The organism is Leptospira sarikeiensis (assembly GCF_004769615.1).
In the GTDB taxonomy this organism is placed as follows: domain Bacteria; phylum Spirochaetota; class Leptospiria; order Leptospirales; family Leptospiraceae; genus Leptospira_B; species Leptospira_B sarikeiensis.
Genome location: NZ_RQGF01000008.1, coordinates 1 through 17,974, shown reverse-complemented (window position 1 = coordinate 17,974; position 17,974 = coordinate 1). Strand labels below are relative to the sequence as shown.

Sequence of the window (17,974 nt, the reverse complement as noted above, 5' to 3'; positions counted from 1 at the left end):
CTTTTTAATTCTATGTTTGAATTCGATCAATGTGTTTTCTGAAACAAGAGAATGCATTATTGAAGAAGGAGAAAAAATTTGCTTCATTAAGGATGAGGAAAAGGAAACTCGTTCTTTTTATATAGGTAAAACCGATGAGCTCTTCCGACAGACTATTACTTATAAAAACGGAATGATTAAGCATAGATCTTTCAAAAACGGAAAGTTAAAAGAAGAAAAAAGTTATATAGGGAATGTAGACTATTATTATAAAAATTTTTCCGCCGAAAAACCGAAGCCTAAAGGTGTTCCAACAGAAGCAAAATATGTCAAAGTTTTGAAAAAATGGGTGGTGATGTCGATCCTAAAAGACAAGTTACACGGCAGATATGAATATTACGACAACGAAGGATTTAGGTTATTGCAGGCTTCCTTTGAATATGGAAAATTAAGAGGCTCTTTGATTGAATATAATGCGAACCATACACAAACTCTAAATGTTAATATTGATCCGAAAGGGGAAATTACCACTTCCGTTAATGAGACGGGATTTCCTGTCGGCATTTATATAAATATGATGGAGCAAAATTGTCGTTAGTACTATAAATCGATTTTCAATTCTTAAAGTCCTGAAACCGAGATAATTTCTTTTATCTGATCCGATAGGCCCCTTTATTTTCCAGACCTGAACAATCTCCGCCTAAAAGGTTTGTTTGTCCTGCGGAAGAAATTAAACCGAGGGTAAAGAGCTGCATTTCCTGAATACAAGCGGTTATATCCTTCTTTTGATAATATTTACTTTCTACTATTTTTGAAGATGCTTCGAGTAGGGCCTGGTCCAGAAGTAAAGAAGAGTCGATCTCGGAAGATTTAATTGATCCTCGTTCCGCTAAAGTTTGGAAATAAGCCACATCGATTACGTAAGCCGAATTTCTTAATAATTCTTTGGCTTCATTTCCTCTTAATATGGATTTACTCGGGCCTTCCAACCCGCATTGGATCAAAGTAAGGCCTAACGTAAAAAACGTAATGTATACGCTTTGTTTCACTTTAAATTCCCATTTTTGTAAGTAAGTTTTCAGGATATCAATAAAAAGTTGATTTTCGAAGTTTTGTCAATTCATAAAACTTTCGATGGGGTGGAGAGGAATCCTATTATAGATTTATAAAATATTTATTATTTGAAAATCCTATCTGCGTAATCTTTCGTAAAATTTCCGGCTTCCCATTCTCCAACAGCTGCAATCCCACCTCTTGGATCGAATAAAGTCCCTTTTCCGTTCCTTTTACCCTCTTTCCAAGAACCGATATATTTGCTTCCGTCTTCATATCTATAAAGACCATCGCCTTCGTAGATAATACCGTTACGATATATTCCGTTTAACACGATCCCATTGAAAAATACGAGAGTGCATTTTCCTTCTGCCTTCCCATGAACAAAGATCCCTGAAAGTTTGGTATTATCTGGCCAGACGTAAGTTCCTAAACCTTCGACCGAGCCTTCATTGAACTTCCCAATAAATAAACTACCGTCTTCGTTTTGTTGTCTTCCTTGACCGTGCCTCTTTCCCGCTTTCCAGATCCCTTCATAAGATATACCGTTGTCCATCTTAAGAATGCCATAATCCTGGTACTTCCCTTTATAAAAATTACCAGTATATAACTTTCCGTCGTTAAAGCTTAAGGCACCGAAGCCTAACTCACAATTTCCGTAAATACATCTCGGTCTATTACTCAAATGGTATATGACAAAGAGACTTAAGATCAGAAGAAAGGAAGAAGACGCGTAAGATAAATTACGTTCCTTAGGAGATAATTGTGCAAAAGAAGTAACTAGCTCTTTTGTTATTAGAAAGAATTTTTCGAAAAAAATTTTAAATCGATTCATCTTCTATGTCACGTTCTTTCGATAATATAATTCAAAACGGTAGCAGCTTTGAGCCATAGTTAGCTAAAATGAATTTTTGTAACCATTATTTCAAAAATGTACTGGAAATTTAATGCGAAGAAAAGTGCCTTGGCAATTGTGGAAGAGATATAACGCATGAAGATTTGGCACAAGATCGCACTCGTATATATATTCATTTTAGGTTTGAATTGTTCAACCCAAGCCCAAACAAGTATGGAAGATAAGATAAAAGCATCTGAATTAAACATGCAAGGTATCCAATTGCTTCAACAGAAGCGTAACGAATCTGCTAGAGAATACTTTCAAAAAGCGGCGGATACGGATCCAAGTACTGGAGAATATCCGAATAATGTAGGCGTTACTTATTTGAACGATGGCAAGCTGGAACTTGCGCTTAAATATTTTACCAAAGCTTCAGAAGTAGAGCCTAGTCTTCCACGCCCTTTCTATAATTTGGGAGTTGTATACCAAGCCTTAAGAGAAGACGAAAAGGCTGCGACTAGTTACGAAAAAGCCGTTTCTCTTTCTCCAAATGCAGAGTCATACTTCAATTTGGGTATTGTTTATTCCAGATTGGGTAATAAAACGAAAGCGATCCAATCTTACGAAAAATTCATCAATATTGCTCCGAAAGAGTATGTAGGTCCTATAAAGGATGCGAAAGAAAAAATAGCGGCGTTGAAGAAGGGCTGATCAGATATATATAAATATGAAAAATAAGGCAAATCTTCTCTTCTCCATCGTACTTCCCTTAACAATTATCTTACTTAATATCAGCTGTAAAAAGGATTACCGCTTAGAAGAGTTCGTAGAAAAAAAAATGAAGTCGAGAGAGGGAAAACCAACGATTTTCCTTTTGGACAATAAGAGTTTCTCTGCTGAGATTTTTAGGTCCGAACTTATGTTCGAGAGAAGCCATTTGGAGACTAAACAAGAATTTCCGGACCCTCAAGGACTTCGTCGTTATTTGGACCAATATATAGAAGAATCCGTAATTTTAGAAGAGGCGATGGCCGATTTCGATCTGAATAATCCAGAAGTAGCGGCTTATTTATGGCCTTATATTAGAAAGGGGATCATTTCCTACTATTTGGATAAAAAATCAGGAGTTTTCGATCTAAATCAAAATTATTCTGATATTGATGTCCCAGAAGAGGAGCTAAAGGGATTCTATAAAGAACACGCAAATTCCTTTAAGGGATTTTCTGAAAAAGAAGCGTTATCTAGGATCTCTAATACCGCGCGTTTCCTGAAATGGAAAAAGTTGTATGATATCAAGAATGAGTCGAAAAAGAACGTTATGGGCCGTTTGAAGAAAAATCATACTGTCCTCGTACGGGAAACTGAGTTTAATAAAGTTGGTTCTGATCTTTAATGAAAAATAATACGGGATATATTTCGATGAAAGTTTGGGTCCGAGTTATAATTATGGCGGTTCTGTTAATTTCAATGACGTCTTGTTCATCGAAAGAAGAATCGCTAAAATATTATTCGATCGGTCTCAAAGCTTATTCGGAAAAAAATCTTAAGATAGCCATCGAAAATTTTGAGAAAGCTATCGATCAGGATAAAAAGAATATATCCGCAAGGAATATGTTAGGAAAGTCCTATTATTATTCTCAGAGATTCGAAGATTCCAAAAAAGTTTTCGATGATATTGTTGATGATTTTCCGGGAAATGCATCTGCTCACGTTTGGAGCGCTCGTATTTTAATGTATGAGAATCCTACTCCCGAAAAAGTGAAAGAAGCAAAAGAGAAATTATTATACGCAATTCAACTAGATGACGCCAATCCGGACGCTCATTATCACTTAGCTAAATTATACGAATACGAAGGTAATGTTGTAAACGCATTACTCGAATATAATAGTGCCTTAAAATTAGGATCTCAAATCAGCAGAATTCATAAAGATCTAGCCACTTTATACAAAAAGGCAGGTATGGAGGATCGGGCGCTAGAACATATGCAAGCTTTATCTTCATCTGATCGGATTGCTGCATCCGGAGAAACAAATAACGAAGAGGAAGTTCCCAAAAAGAAAAAAAAGGGTTTAAAGTAACCTTAGATTCATTTTGCGGATTAGGATTGAATGCGAAAAATTTCACTCAGAAAGTTATTTCCTTTTCTTGGATTCCTCCAAATTCTCTTTCTTTTAAATTGTCATGACGGGTTGAATGAAGAGTCGATATTATCGAAACTCGGAGTTCAATGGACGGACGCATATCAATACCCTCAAATTGTTGCCACGGAACCCCCTGATGGTGCGTTAGACATCGCCCCTGATTCTAGAATTGTAATCGATTTCAGTAAACCGATGAATAAGATCGTAACTGAAGGTGGAATTACGATCACCGCAAACGGCGGAAATACTACTTTTTCTCCTTCTTGGGTATTTGATAACAGATTGATCCTGAATTTTTCAAGCGGTTTGACTGAAGGAAAACGTTATGAAGTTACTTTAAGCAAGTCGGGCGCAAAAGATACGGACGGAAATTTTTTACCCAAAAATTATCTTTTTCATTTTTATACGGAGGGTGGAGGTCATGTTCCTTCCATCGTATCCTCTAATCCTCAACCCAATGGGGGAGTGGTCACAGGCTGGCCTGCGAATGGAAATATTATCATTGGTTTTTCCGAACCGATGGATGAAGCGTCTACAAATTCTGCGGTTGCTTTGAGTGGTGGTGCTGCTCTGTTCATTCCTGTATGGAGTGCGGACAAAACTCAACTAACTCTGCAATTAAAATCGGATTTGGAAATAGGAACAACTTATACTTTAAGACTTGGGACGACTGCAAAAAGCAGAGCGGGGATCGCTCTTGCTTCGGAATTTTTGGTCGTCTTCAGCACGGGTTCCGTATTCACCAGGCCGGATGTTGCAGCAAATGTGACGACAGGAACTCCTTGGACATCTCCAGTACCTAGTCCATTGCCTGCAGTAAATGCTCCGATCCACGGAGTTTCTAAATACGATAATTTTACTTTTCAATACACGGAATCTATGGATAGACAGTCGGTCCTGGATTCTATTTCTTTTCAGCCTGCGATTTCCGGAGTTTATAGTTGGGTAGGGCCGTCCTTATTAAGATTTACTCCGAGCGAACCTTTATCTCAAGGTAAGACATATCGATTAAAAATTGATTCTAGCGCTAAGTCCTCTCAAGGGCAGCTTATGTTAAACAGTTATATAATCGATTTCGTTGTGGATGATCCTTTTACTAGTGTTCCTGTTAATTTTAATAGTGTAGTGGGACGTACGTACTCGATAGCGGACTGCGTTACTCTTCTTTCGGATATTACTCTTTCCGGTCCGACTTTTCCGAATCGATCCACTGAAAACGTCATTAACCCCCAGAATGCTTGTACTACAGTATATCAATTCGAAGTTAGGTTAGACACGGCGGGAGGAGCTCCTCTAAAAACTTCCGGAGACGGAGATGTTTTCTCTAGTTCGAACATTGCGATCGATTATATGTTTGGTGGACCCTCGGCTCCCGCCTTACGAGTTTATCAGATTAATTATATCCCTTCTGCAAATCCTCAAACTCTTCGTGTGATTTTAGCCGGTACACCTGGAAGTGGCCTTCGCTATAAATTTAATCTAAGAGGTGGAAACGGCGGAATTCAAGATTCTAACGGAAATTTCCTACCTCAAGATTTGGAATTCTTATTTTATGGGAACTAAAAGTTATCCTAACATGCGGGTCATAAAAAGTATTCCAAACTTTCTTTTGGTATTCGGGATTCTTTTACAATTCGAATGTTCTCAACTATTGGATAATGCCGACGGTCCTCTGGATTTTCTTCCTTCATTACATATTTTAGATGATTTTAATCCGCCTCTTGTTCAATTCAATTCGCCTATTCAAGGCGCTACTGGTGTGGATTCGGCAAGTCATATTGTTGTGACATTCTCTAAGGAGATGAACCATCAATATACTGAAAGTGCTTTCTCTCTTTCGAATAACGGTCAAACTATTGATGGGCTTTTTGAATGGGCGAATAACACTTTGGTCTTTAAACCTGCCAAACCTTTATCATCTCCAGGTCTTTATACCTATGTTATATCCAGGTCTCGGGCGGAGAGTAAGAATGGCGTAAATTTGCTGGATGACTTACGTATTAGTTTCAGCTACAATTCCGACCTTTCGCAACCAAAAGTAAGTCAAACAATTCCTGCAGATCGTGCGACGGCTGTTGCTCCCAATAGTTTTTTGACAGTTGTTTTTGATAAGCCGATGGATGCGGTTTCTGTTTTAAGTTCCATTAGCACTAGTCCGGATATGAATCTTGAGTTACCTGCTACAGTTATTACGAATAATAATACTCGATTTGAATTTCATCCTCGTTCGGATCTTACATATGGTACTGTTTATACTGTTACCATTCCTAGCAGTGTAAAAGACAGGGTTGGAAATCAAATGGCCCAAACTTCTAATATAAGTTTTACCGTTGGAGACGATTTTATCGCACCAAGTTTGTCATCGATCCAATTCTCAAGTCTTCCTACAAATCATCTTACTGACGAGTATAATGTGATCTCCGGAATGAATAAGACGGATTCCTTTATCCTTGATTTTTCAGAGCCGGTTCGCCCTTCTTCTTTGTTGGATGCAATTTCGATCTCACCGTCCCAAACCTATCGTGTAACTCAATTAAACGCGGCAGGAAGTTCTTATTCTGTAACTTTCGACGAACCACTTGATGTATATCAGGTATATAATTTGAAGATCTCAACGGCGATTGTTGATCTTCAAAATAATAAATTATCAAAGAATTATAGTTATTATTTTAAAATTGATGGTTCTTTTTCTCAGAAAATCCGGTTCCGAGGAATATTTTCAAATTCCGGTTTTACCGGTCCTTCTCAATTGTTCACGACTCAGATAAATACGAATGCTCCTCAATTAACGACCGCAACATGCACTGCGTTAGAATGTACCCAAGACCTTTATTTACATTTTTGTTATGATGATGGAACTGGTAGTTGTGCACCGACTTATACTTTGTTAACAGGTTCGATCCTATATCTTAGCTCTCTCCAGGTGTCTATAGAAAAAGAGTTTGGGGGATCGTCCGTAGGTTGTTTGGAATATGTAAGTAATATCACCGATGTTACGCCGATTGGATATACTCCTGCCAGTGTTCTTGTGTTTCATACGACTGCGGCTTGTTTAGATATAGGTAGTACTTATTTAATTCGTGTAAAAGGCGGATCTTCGGGAATCACCGACGATTACGGAAATAGAATGGATCAGGATTATTCAGTCCGGGTCCGATTCTGATTTTCCAAAGATGACAGCTTATTTTTTAAAAAACCGCGTTACCACATTAGTGGTTTTCCTTTTAATTTTACTTGTCGGTTTTGTAAGTTTAAAGGATCTGAAAATCGATCTTTTACCCGATATATCTTATCCGACTTTGACAGTCGTCACGGTCTATGAAAATGTTTCTCCATCCGAGATCGAAACGTTAGTAACTAAGCCTATCGAAGAGATTGTTTCTTCCGTAAACGGCGTGGATCGGATCACTTCTGAATCACTGGAAGGGGTATCTTTAGTAAAGATTCGGTTTCGTTGGGGAACTAATATGGATACCGCGTCTATTCAAACGCGGGAAAAGGTGGATTTAGTAAAAGGAAGCCTTCCTATCGATGCAAAAAAATCCATTGTTTTGAAATTCGATCCTAACGATGCTCCTTTACTTCAAATCGCGGCGATCCCAACCGGAATAGATCAAAAAGAGCTGAGAACTTTTATTAAAAAGAATCTTTCTCCATATTTCGAGAGAGTCGACGGGATTGCGGCAGTCTCTATTACCGGCGGTTACGAAAAACAAATTTTGGTCGATATCGACAGAGGAAAATTGGACGCTTACGGGCTCAACCCGTCCGAAATTGTTCAGAGAATCGCATCAAATAATTTCAATTTTCCTGCGGGAAACGTAAAGCGAGAAGATCGGGAAATCCTAGTACGCACGATGGGAGCGTATGAAAATGTAGAAGCCATTTCGGATCTAGTAGTGAATCTATCTGAAAGAGGAGCTCCTGTATATCTAAAAAATCTCGCAGAAGTTCAGGACTCCTATAAAGAACGTACCAGCGTAAGTTATTTAAATTCTGAAGAATGTGTCGCAGTTGTCCTAAAAAAGGAAGCTGGAAAGAATAGTGTAACCGTAGCCGACGAAGCGAAAGATCTGATCCGATCGTTGAATGAGGAATTCGGATCGAAGGTAAAACTTATAGTCGTAGCCGATCAGAGTAGATTTATTCGAGACTCGATCGGAGGAGTTGCGTCTGCAGGTTTACAAGCTATAGTTATATGCTTTTTCGTACTTTCATTCTTCCTAGGGACTTTTAGAGAATCTGCGATCGTAACCTTATCCATCCCGGTTTCAATTCTTGTTACTTTGGTCTTTCTTTATTTCCAGAAGATGACCCTAAATACGATGTCTCTGGGGGGATTATCGGTAGGCGTTGGTATGATGGTTGACTCTTCAATCGTGGTGTTGGAGTCAATTTATGCCTTTCGTAAAATGGGCAGGAGTCCTTTTGACAGTGCGTTAGAAGGAACAAAAGACGTATTCGGCTCCTTGTTCGCATCTACTCTTACTAGTATTGTGGTATTTTTACCGATCCTTTTTTTAGAAGGTATAGCAGCGTCTATTTTTAAGGAATTTGCACTTTCAATCACTTATTCCTTGATCTCTTCCTTTTTCGTATCCGTCAGTTTTATTCCTGTGCTTTGTATTTTGCCGGTTTTTTCATCCGAATCGAACGGACCCGCTTTTTTACAGCCATTTTGGAAGATCCGCGAAGGAATATTAAATACATTAGAGAATCTTTATGTGTTTTGGGTTAAGTTCGTATTAAATAATCCAAGGAAGATATTGATTACGGTAGTAGTACTTCTTCCGATCACATTTTTAATTTTTAAACTGTTACCGACAGAATTGATGCCTCAAGTCGAAAAAGCCGAATTAAACGTAAAGGTTGTCCTTCCTCCCGGATCTTCTTTACGTAAGACGGAAGAAGTTTCTAACGAGATCGTTTCTGTTCTAAATAAAACCAATCTTGTTGAAAACGCATTTTTAAAGGTCGGTTATGAAGAGAGAGATCTAGTTATCAATCCTCGGGGAGATTTTGGATTAAATAGGGCCGAATTATTCCTGAATTTGGTTAGATACGATGCGATGGAAGATTTAGTCGAATCGACCCATAACGATCTGGAAGAGATCGAAGGTAGAACCGGTGTTCAAATACTTTTTATGCCTGCAAAGGATCTTCTTTCGGACGTGTTGCCGGAAACTAACGAAGGGTTAGTGTTGGAAGTTTCCGGCCAGGATTTGTTTACAGTTCGGGAAGTATGCGAGGAGATCCAAAGGGAGATCCAGAAAACCGGAAAGTTCGGAGAAGTAATTACTTCATTCGGAGAGGATACTCCTGAAATTCGTGTGCTGATCGATAGAGACAAGATGTCCACTTTCGGACTTTCAGTAGAGTTGGTAGCCAAAACATTAAGAGCGGTAGTTAAAGGCGAGGCTGCAACTAGATTTAAACGAAATGACGAAGAGATCCCTGTTTTGGTCCGTCATAGATTGTCCGATCGCTCCGGCACGGACTCGTTAGCGAATACTCTTTTTAAAATTCCTTCCGGCAATTTGATCAGGTTACAGGACTTCTCTTCGATTGTTTCCGGAAATTCGAATCGGAAAATTCTGCGTTATGACGGAAAACGTGTAGGTCTTGTAAAAGCCGGTCTCAATTCATTAAGTTATTCTGAAGGGTTGAACATGGTAGAGCCCATAATCGACAAATATTCCAATAAGAAGGATATATCGATCCTTCCGGGTGAAACGCAAAAGATCATGGAGAAGTCGATCCAATCCTTGGCATTTGCAGTGGTACTTTCCATATTACTCGTTTATATGGTCTTGGCATCGAATATGGAGAATTTAGGTCTTCCATTCATCATATTATTTTCTATATTCGTTTCGGGTGCGGGAGTTGGACTCGGACTTTTTTTAACCGCAAACAGTTTAAACATAATCTCAATTATGGGGATAATATTGCTTGCGGGCGTAGTGGTGAATAACGCGATTATTTTAATCGAATTCTACCAATTGCATGAATCAGATTTTAATAATATAGATGATCTGGTGATTGCGGGAGGGAGAAGACGTTTAAATCCTATTCTGAGTACAACCGCTACTACAATTCTAGGTTTACTTCCTTTAATTATCACTTTTGGACCTCCTTCTCCCCAAGGGCCGATGGCTGCATCGGTGATGGGAGGATTGTTAGTATCCACTTTGCTTACTTTATTATTCGTTCCTCTCGCATATCGATGGTATTATCTTCGATTTCTAAAAGGACGTAGGTAGAAGCGGTTATGACTTCGATATTGGGGTTTTTTCTGCGAAGAAAGATTACTTCCTTTATGATCTTCGGAGGTTTCTTTCTATGGGGGCTTTTATCCGTAAATCTTCTCCCTGTTTCCTTAATGCCTCCTACGGAGTCCCCAGCACTTAGTATAGTAACGAAATATCCGGGCGTTGCCCCTTCTAGAATTGAAGAGATCCTAACCAAGCCTATGGAAGAACAGATAGTAGGGGTTGGAGGAATTGAGTCGATATACTCTACCTCGGAAGAAGGTGAATCAAGGATCAACGTTATCTTCTCCGAAGTAAGAGATATCACTCTCAAGGCTGTTGAATTAAAATCTAAAATCGATTTAATTCGTCATACTTTTCCTAGGGAAGTGCAAGAGCCGACTGTAATTCGGTACGATCCAAGTGACAGACCTATCTTTATCGTAAAAATGGAATCTTCTGCCTATTCTCTAAAAGAGATGAGGGAGATCGCGGAAAATAAAATAAAAAAAAGATTGGAAAGGGTAGATGGAGTAAGCGAGGTTCGGGTCGGAGGCGGTAGATATCGCGAAATTCTAGTAGAAGTAAACCGTAATATTTTAAACTTCCTTGGGATCTCTCTTGCAGAAGTTATGGAGCGGATCCGAAATTCAAACGTTGATTTGCCCGCGGGAAGGATCCAGGAAAATGAAGGTTGGATCAATGTAAGAGTTTTAGGGAAATTTTCGGCGATCCAAACTATGGAGGAGATAGTTGTTCGGTCTCCTTCTCAAAACAAATGGGTGAAACTTCGTGAATTAGGAAGTGTGTATGATGGACATCGGGATCGGGAGGATATTTCACGAGAAGATGGAAACGAGAACGTAACCATCTATGTTCAAAAAGCAGGAGATGCAAATACCATCTCAGTCTGCGAAGGTCTGCGTGATGAACTATCACAAGTCTCTTTTCCCGAAGTGAAGACTGAAATAACTTATGACCAATCCGAATTTATAAAAATTTCCATAGATAGGGTTGCTGGCTCGGCGATGACCGGGGGATTAATTGCAGTATTTGTAATATTTTTATTTTTAAGGAATTTTAGAGCTACTTTGATAGTCGGCGCATCTATTCCTTTGTCGATCGTCATCACGTTTGCGATCATGTTCGTGTCAAAGATAGGTTTTAACGTAATGACACTTGCAGGGCTTGCCTTAGGAGCAGGCTTACTAATAGATAACTCTATTGTAGTATTGGATCGTATCTTTCGTCTTCGCCAAGCGGTAGTTTTGAGCCAGAGTATTCCTGTGGAAAACACCAAGCGGCATAAGAAGAAAAAGAAACAACAACTAGAACCGGTTGAAAAGAAACCTATTCCTTTAGATTTGAAGCAGATTGTTGATGATTCAGTAATGGGGTTATATAAGGAACTCGCAGCTTCTACGTTTACGAATATCGCGGTTTTCTTACCTTTTTTCTTCGGTTCTAGAGAATTAAAACAGTTATACGGCGGTATGTCATTGACTGTAAGTTTTTCAATTTTAATCTCCTTAGCGGTCTCTCTCTTTTTTCTACCTCAATTAGCTAAACTTCTTTTATCTAAACCGGAACATTTCGAAAATTTTAAATTTAAAACGTTTCAAGATAGGCTCGTCGCAATTTTGGGAAAGAACGGGCCACGATTTGAAGATAAATTGATCCGCTTTCAGAATTCCTTTTCGAAACTAGATACTCGTTTTGATAAAGTTAAACGGTTTTTGAGCCTGAAATTCGTTCAAGAAAGATACATGAAATTTCTTACTCGAATTTTCAGAAATCCAAAATGGGCATATATGGCCTTGATCTTTCTGTTAGTTTCCGGAACTGCTGTAGTTCCATTTTTAAAACAAGAATATATCGATCCAGTGGATGCGGGAGAAATTCGAGCAAGCGTAGAATTGGAAACCGGAACTCATTTGGATGCCACAAGTGAAAAAGTTAAAACGATAGAAGCAATTTTAGGAAAAGTCGAAGACGTTGATAAGATTAACGCAAAAGTCGAAAAATGGCATGCTGATCTATATATAAAACTTAAACCGTTGAATAAAAGGCGCAAAACTTCGGAAGAACTTATATCCGAGTTTAAAGAATTAACTTCTTCGCTTGAAGATGTTTTCGTATATTACGTCGAGAACACTTCAATGGATAGTAGTAGAGAGTTAGATATTGAATTCATTGGGGATGACACTGAAGTTTTAAAAAAAGTTGCTAAGGCCGGTGCTGGAAAAATTAAACAGATACCGGGTATCCAAGAAACAGTTCTCCGTTTTAGGGATGGAAAGCAGGAATTTTTATTAAATATTCATCAAGATAAAATGGCTTTGATCGGCCTCAGTTCGGAAGAGGTAGGGAATTATATACGCACAGCGATCCAAGGCTCTATCCCTACAAAGTTTATTGAAGATTCTAAAGAAGTAGATATAAGGGTCCGGTTTAGAGAAGAAGATAGATTAAATATAGAGCAAATACCTAATTATAAAATACCCGGTGATAAATCCGTCGTATCCGTTGCGGAATTGTCCATCCCTCAGGAAAAGGAAGGGGAGACCAAAATATACAGAAAGAATAAAAGGCGAATGGTGACTATCACAGCTAAACTAGGATCACTCGATCTAGGAACTGCTGTCGAAAAAATTAAAGAAACCTTAAACGGCGTACAATTGCCGAATAACTATTATTATGAATTCGGAGGTTCTTTCAAAAAATTACAGAAAAACCGGATTGAGATGGCCTTTATGATCTTTCTGGCGATTTTTTTGATCTATTGTATCCTTGCGTCACTTTTCGAGGATCTACGCTTACCTTGGCTTTTGATGGTTTCGGTTCCTTTGGGTATATTTGCCGATTTATTAATATTGTTTTGCTTTCGAATGTCGTTGAATATATCCGTTTATATCGGTTTCATTTTGCTTGCTGGGATCGCTATTAATAACTCGATTATGCTAGTGGATCAAGCGATGCATCTTTTTAGACATAGCAAAGCGAAAAATCAAAGATTCGCCTTGTTAATTGCTACGGTCCGTTCCGCTTCAGAACGCCTTAGGCCGATTTTAATGACTACATTTACTACAGTGACTGCTCTGATCCCTACGATGTTGGATTTTGGAGAGGGAAGTCAGCTTTGGAGACCTCTTGCGATCACCGTATTTTGGGGACTAAGTATATCTACTTTGCTAACTTTAATTTTAGTACCGGTTTTATTCTTTCATTTCCAAGGAAGAACATTTAGAGAAAAACCGGAAGGTACTATATTCCGGTTCTTTAGAAAGAAAACCTATCGCACTTTACCATTATAGAGTGATTTCATTTAGGTTTTTCTTGAGATTTTGGTTGAGGTGCTGGTTCTCCTTCTTTGAGATTACCAACTGATCCTACTGCGATCAATTCACCTACGGATAATTCTCCGGATATACGAGAAAGTTCTCCGCTAACTCCTTCTATTTTTACTTTCTTTTTAAAAAGTAATCCGTTCTTTTCCACAAATACAAAACCTTCGTCTTTTTCTTTTGCCGATAGAACACTCTTGGATGGGATATAGAATGCAGGAGCGGGATGAAGATCTTCTACTTCTGCTCTCGCAAACATTCCTGGTTTAAGTTCATCTTTTTCATTTTTATAAATCACTTTTATTTCCGCTGTCCTACTTTGAGGATCAATCAGCGGACTGATGATCAGTATCTTTCCTTTGAACTTCCGTTTTGGATGTGCATCCACAGTAAAATTTACTTCTTGGCTCGGAGTAATCCTACTCAAGTCTGATTCATTAACTGAGAATTTCAGTAAAACTTCTGCGTCATCTACGACTACAAAAATAGCTTGTCCTTCCTTTACCGCTTCTCCTGGGAAAATGGATCGAACCGCAACGATACCTCTAAGAGGAGCAACGATCGTGGATTCTTTGATCAATAATTTGGTTGAATCGATACCTGCTTGTATACTTTGAAGATTTGCGATCGCGATATCTAACTCAGATTTTTCAACTATCGTATTGAGATCGACTAACGCTTCATTTAGTTTACTTTTCTCGGTGGGAACTTTCATCCCGGCTTTTTTTAGATCTTCCGGCCTGTAGCCTACTTGTAGAGTATCTAGACTTTTTTGTGCTTTAAAATAACTCGTTTGTGCGGAAATTAAACCGGTCTCGACTCCTTTTAATTCGGTTTCGGATACTGCACCGATCTTAAATAATTCCTGCTTATTCGAAAATGTTCTTTGTAAATTTTCGTATGTGGCTTTGGAATCGTTCACGTCAGCCCTAGCTTTTTCTATATTCGCTAGTTCTCTTTCCACTCTTTGTTTTGATTGGATGTAGCGGGATCTATTCAACTCTATCTGTTTATTCTGGACTTCTAAAGAGGCGAGGTCCTTCTTTAGTTGGATCTCTAAATTTAGGGTCTCTATTTTGGCTAACGGTTGCCCTTTTGCTATCCGATCACCTTCTTCTCTGAAAATTTTCTCCACTCTTCCTAAAACTTTGGAAGAAATTTCTGCTTTTTGAAAATGAGCGACACTACCGAGTAGGCTCACTACGGTCTGTTGTTTTTTTAGTTCTAGCGGGATCATTTCATAAGGTAGGGCAGTTTCATCCTGAGCTGATTCCTTCTTTTTTTTCCCGCAATCGATCAATAGTATAGAGAGTACGATTAATGAAAAAACGATCGTTTTGTTCTTCATGAGCTTTCCGGTTTTATTTTTTGATTTTTATTAATTCTAAACTGTCCAAGCTAGCTCCGACAGCCATTTCTAATTGTGATACTGTAGTTAGGTATTGAACCCTACTCGTAATCATCGTGTTTATTGCCTGCAGGTAGAAAATTTCAGTTTCCGCTAAATCCACTCTCTTAGCATCTCCAAGAGAGACTTCTTTTTCCTTGATCTTAAGCCTTTTTTCGAATAGTTTAGCGTTTTCGTCCGCTATAATCATGGATTCCCAGCTTTGTCTGTAATTTTGTAAAGCCTTAATCACTTCTATCCTGACTATATCGTCTTGTTGCTTTCTTGTAATTCTTGCTTGTTCGGCGCTAATCCCAGTTTGAGCAATCTTTCTCTTATATTGCATGTTATCCATGATATTCATAGAAGTAGTCGAGGTGAGTGATCTATTGGTATCATCTCCTCTAGAGATGAAGTTAGAAGTATCCTGAAGTGTATTCGGACCTATGGGCATACTCAACTTAAAATTAAAACCGTATTCTCTTTGTCTAGGTTCGAACCGATCTCCGGATCCTGCATAGTAACCGCCGACTGAAACTGTAGGAATATAGAATGATTTTGCGATCTCGAATTCAGATAATGCCTGCATTTCCGCTGCTTTATTTCTTTCGAATTCTACTCTGGATTGCATTGCGAGGCCGATCAATTGTTCGATCGGTATTTCTTTATAAGAGAATGTAATACCGTTCAATATATCTGCCGAAAGTAGGATTTTTGCCGTACTTGGAAGTCTTAATTGTATTTTAAATTCTTCGATCCCGCTTTGATATGCGGTTTCAGTCCTTTTGCTTTGGAGAATAATTTCGTTTAAACGATTTTCTATTTGCAAGACTTGGAGTTCGGTGCTATCTCCCAGTTGTTTTTCTCTTTTGGCGAATCTAAGCTGTTCTTTTTGCCGATCTATCGATCTTTTTTGTATTTCCAACTGCGCTTTATTGCTGAGTAAATTATAATACGCGGAACGAACTTTGAATTTTAGATTATTAATTCCCAATAAAAAATCGAATTTGGATAAATTCAGATCGTTTAATGCGGCTTGTAGTGCGAGGTATCTTCTTCCCCCGTCATAAACCACTTGATCTAAAGTTAATGCCAATCTTTGAGATCTACTTTCTGAATCGTTTTCTACTACGTTTGCGTTCCTGAACCAAGAAACTGATGCAGTCGGAAAATAAGCCCTCCAATTTTCTCTTACTAATAAGGCTTTGATCATCTGTTGGCCACCGAGCATTCTGAGCTCGGGGCTATTTTCGACAGCGATATCCTCCGCTTTTCTTTGATCTAAGACTAATGTTTCTCCCTCTGCAAATAGTAGATAAGGAATTAAAATTAAAAAGAAAGCCCCGGTGAGTTGATATGTCTTCGAATTTGATAATCGTTTGATCATATTTTGTACGAAAGAAAACATATTCTGATTATATAATATTTTTTATTTGTTTTGTTTATTCCCAAAACTTCCACTTAAATCCTGATCTGTTGGAATAACCTATCCCGTTTGAAATTTTTTCGGCCAACATTTCTGCGAGAACTGAGTTGTTTTGGAAAATTTCCATTGTTGCTGAAGAGCTAACTTTTACTTGCCCGAGTAATATTCCGGTTTGAGAGTAAAGGCGGACAAATATTCCGGTGGTAATCTCTTCATCTAGGATGTTTCCCATTCTTTTTTCGTATATGTATCCGTCTATGTAGAGATCGCATTTTACTAAAGAGCATGCTTTTTGAATGGATTCCTTCGGTAACTCGATCGGTTTCTCGCCGGATTCTAAAAATACGTTGGATGAAAACATCGTAGGAGTTGTGGAGGGAGCCGGTCCTATTGTATTACCAATACCTTCCGTACTATTTGATGTGTTTGAAGAAGCTTGTTTGGTTTCGGCAGGAATTTCTTGTATGAGAGTTTCGATCCCCTCTTTCATTAGATAGAATCGTAAATTGTTTGTGAAGTTTTCCCCTGCAAAAGTTGAGAAGGATGCTGGTCTGGTTTGGAATTTATTGACTGCTATCCGTCTAACCGAAGTTTGTTTCTCCGCAGGATTTTTTGCCTCTAAAATTTCAGCTGTATATCTGAGTTTCGTTGTCTGATAAGTTGAACAACCGAAAATAAATAAGAGGACTAAGTATCTCAGTTTTGAAATTGATGTAAAAGATGTCATAACTTGTCCGGATTTTTTAAATATATAGTTCTTTAGATAATTTTCGGACGTTTTTTTATTTTCTTCTTGAAAATTTACTTTTGGACGAAAAATAAACTAGGAAGCCAAGATTTGTGAGAAGTGTCTTTAACTTAAGTCGGAATGGTTCGCTTAACAAAGGAGTTCGATTCTTTTATCCCGTTTGGATAATCGTTTTATTCTTTTCGATCCTGAATTGCGAATTACGGGAAAAGGAAAATGCCACTGATCGTTTGCTAAAAGAACTGGTAAACGGAGCCGCCACTCCTTCCTCCGCAGGAGCTAATGATTCTGATAATAAATATTTCAAGGTAGGCGGGACGATTTCTGGAATGGATGGGGGAAAATCGATTACTTTGGCGAATAACCTCTTTGAGGTATCCGTTTTTGTTTTTAATGGCCCTTTTAGTTTTCCTTATTCGTACGTAAATAACACTACTTATTCAGTGTCGATTACCAGTCAGCCTGTAGGACAAACCTGCACTCTTGCAAACCAGAATGGTTCTATTCTAAATGCAGATGTGACTAGCGTAATTATTCTTTGTAACTGAGTCGCTTCTTACTTTCATATCCCAAAAGTAATATTTGTCGGAAAGACGTTATGTTTCACATACTCTGACAAAAAGGAAAAATTTTTACATTTCTGTGTCGGTTTTTCTTGCCTGAAAAGGTATATTTTCCACTGTTACCTGTACCTTGGGGTTTATTCCTTTTTCGATGATATTCAGTTTATTCAACAAATTATTTCGGAGACGCTTCAGGGCATTTTTCATTTTCTTTTTCGTTATTTCCCTAATTTTCAATTTAGAGAT

Annotated in this window: 14 protein-coding genes; 9 read left to right on the top strand and 5 right to left on the bottom strand. The window is 38.3% G+C overall.

Going from position 1 to position 17,974, the window contains the following annotated elements:
• Positions 1-31 precede the first annotated feature (31 nt).
• Positions 32-577: a hypothetical protein gene (locus EHQ64_RS02445; RefSeq protein ID WP_135647923.1), complete on the top strand. Its 546-nt coding sequence runs from the start codon at positions 32-34 to the stop codon at positions 575-577.
• Between the two features lie 52 nt (positions 578-629).
• Here the strand turns inward: EHQ64_RS02445 and EHQ64_RS02440 are convergent, their stop codons facing one another.
• Positions 630-1,028, bottom strand: a complete 399-nt coding sequence (locus EHQ64_RS02440; RefSeq protein WP_167882339.1) for a TIGR04452 family lipoprotein — start codon at positions 1,026-1,028, stop codon at positions 630-632.
• A 128-nt stretch (positions 1,029-1,156) separates the two neighbouring features.
• Positions 1,157-1,867 (bottom strand): MORN repeat-containing protein, encoded by a 711-nt coding sequence (locus EHQ64_RS02435; RefSeq protein ID WP_135647921.1) that lies wholly within the window; start codon positions 1,865-1,867, stop codon positions 1,157-1,159.
• A 156-nt stretch (positions 1,868-2,023) separates the two neighbouring features.
• Between EHQ64_RS02435 and EHQ64_RS02430 the strand changes: the two genes are divergently transcribed.
• Genes EHQ64_RS02430 through EHQ64_RS02400 form a run of 7 tightly spaced genes read left to right on the top strand, consistent with a single transcriptional unit; the run spans position 2,024 to position 13,574 of the window.
• The gene (locus EHQ64_RS02430; RefSeq protein ID WP_135647920.1) at positions 2,024-2,581 is read left to right on the top strand and encodes a tetratricopeptide repeat protein; all 558 of its coding nucleotides are present in this window, start codon (positions 2,024-2,026) and stop codon (positions 2,579-2,581) included.
• Between the two features lie 16 nt (positions 2,582-2,597).
• A complete protein-coding gene (locus EHQ64_RS02425) occupies positions 2,598-3,263 on the top strand; it encodes a hypothetical protein (protein ID WP_135647919.1) in 666 nt (221 codons plus the stop codon).
• The gene (locus EHQ64_RS02420) at positions 3,263-3,949 is read left to right on the top strand and encodes a tetratricopeptide repeat protein (RefSeq protein ID WP_342775327.1); all 687 of its coding nucleotides are present in this window, start codon (positions 3,263-3,265) and stop codon (positions 3,947-3,949) included. The genes EHQ64_RS02425 and EHQ64_RS02420 overlap by 1 nt, the downstream gene beginning before the upstream one ends.
• Positions 3,950-3,979: 30 nt before the next feature.
• A complete protein-coding gene (locus EHQ64_RS02415) occupies positions 3,980-5,575 on the top strand; it encodes an Ig-like domain-containing domain (protein ID WP_135647918.1) in 1,596 nt (531 codons plus the stop codon).
• The gene (locus EHQ64_RS02410) at positions 5,565-7,175 is read left to right on the top strand and encodes an Ig-like domain-containing domain (protein WP_135647917.1); all 1,611 of its coding nucleotides are present in this window, start codon (positions 5,565-5,567) and stop codon (positions 7,173-7,175) included. Before EHQ64_RS02415 ends, EHQ64_RS02410 begins: the two co-directional genes overlap by 11 nt.
• A gap of 10 nt (positions 7,176-7,185) precedes the next feature.
• Positions 7,186-10,272, top strand: a complete 3,087-nt coding sequence (locus EHQ64_RS02405) for an efflux RND transporter permease subunit (RefSeq protein WP_135647916.1) — start codon at positions 7,186-7,188, stop codon at positions 10,270-10,272.
• An 8-nt stretch (positions 10,273-10,280) separates the two neighbouring features.
• Positions 10,281-13,574: an efflux RND transporter permease subunit gene (locus EHQ64_RS02400; protein WP_135647915.1), complete on the top strand. Its 3,294-nt coding sequence runs from the start codon at positions 10,281-10,283 to the stop codon at positions 13,572-13,574.
• Between the two features lie 7 nt (positions 13,575-13,581).
• On the opposite strand, the gene EHQ64_RS02395 is transcribed toward EHQ64_RS02400, so the two are convergent.
• From EHQ64_RS02395 to EHQ64_RS02385, 3 genes are read right to left on the bottom strand one after another with little or no spacing between them, the layout of a single operon-like run.
• Positions 13,582-14,952: an efflux RND transporter periplasmic adaptor subunit gene (locus EHQ64_RS02395; protein WP_135647914.1), complete on the bottom strand. Its 1,371-nt coding sequence runs from the start codon at positions 14,950-14,952 to the stop codon at positions 13,582-13,584.
• A gap of 13 nt (positions 14,953-14,965) precedes the next feature.
• Entirely contained in the window at positions 14,966-16,399 is a 1,434-nt protein-coding gene (locus tag EHQ64_RS02390) for a TolC family protein (RefSeq protein WP_246048521.1), read from the bottom strand.
• Between the two features lie 34 nt (positions 16,400-16,433).
• Positions 16,434-17,144 carry a lipoprotein gene (locus EHQ64_RS02385; protein ID WP_135647913.1) on the bottom strand — a complete coding sequence of 237 codons (711 nt, stop codon included), beginning with the start codon at positions 17,142-17,144 and terminating at the stop codon, positions 16,434-16,436.
• 251 nt (positions 17,145-17,395) lie between these two features.
• Between EHQ64_RS02385 and EHQ64_RS02380 the strand changes: the two genes are divergently transcribed.
• Complete coding sequence (locus EHQ64_RS02380) at positions 17,396-17,713, top strand: hemagglutinin (RefSeq protein ID WP_246048519.1); 318 nt, start codon at positions 17,396-17,398, stop codon at positions 17,711-17,713.
• Positions 17,714-17,974: the final 261 nt, after the last annotated feature.

What these genes read in the sequence shown, in the direction of transcription:
- EHQ64_RS02405 (WP_135647916.1), top strand. Translation starts at nt 7,186, where the DNA reads ATGACAGCTTATTTTTTAAAAAACCGCGTTACCACATTAGTGGTTTTC.
- EHQ64_RS02385 (WP_135647913.1), bottom strand. Translation starts at nt 17,144, where the DNA reads ATGACATCTTTTACATCAATTTCAAAACTGAGATACTTAGTCCTCTTA.
- EHQ64_RS02425 (WP_135647919.1), top strand. Translation starts at nt 2,598, where the DNA reads ATGAAAAATAAGGCAAATCTTCTCTTCTCCATCGTACTTCCCTTAACA.
- EHQ64_RS02410 (WP_135647917.1), top strand. Translation starts at nt 5,565, where the DNA reads ATGGGAACTAAAAGTTATCCTAACATGCGGGTCATAAAAAGTATTCCA.
- EHQ64_RS02430 (WP_135647920.1), top strand. Translation starts at nt 2,024, where the DNA reads ATGAAGATTTGGCACAAGATCGCACTCGTATATATATTCATTTTAGGT.
- EHQ64_RS02395 (WP_135647914.1), bottom strand. Translation starts at nt 14,952, where the DNA reads ATGAAGAACAAAACGATCGTTTTTTCATTAATCGTACTCTCTATACTA.
- EHQ64_RS02435 (WP_135647921.1), bottom strand. Translation starts at nt 1,867, where the DNA reads ATGAATCGATTTAAAATTTTTTTCGAAAAATTCTTTCTAATAACAAAA.
- EHQ64_RS02420 (WP_342775327.1), top strand. Translation starts at nt 3,263, where the DNA reads ATGAAAAATAATACGGGATATATTTCGATGAAAGTTTGGGTCCGAGTT.
- EHQ64_RS02400 (WP_135647915.1), top strand. Translation starts at nt 10,281, where the DNA reads ATGACTTCGATATTGGGGTTTTTTCTGCGAAGAAAGATTACTTCCTTT.
- EHQ64_RS02415 (WP_135647918.1), top strand. Translation starts at nt 3,980, where the DNA reads ATGCGAAAAATTTCACTCAGAAAGTTATTTCCTTTTCTTGGATTCCTC.
- EHQ64_RS02390 (WP_246048521.1), bottom strand. Translation starts at nt 16,399, where the DNA reads ATGTTTTCTTTCGTACAAAATATGATCAAACGATTATCAAATTCGAAG.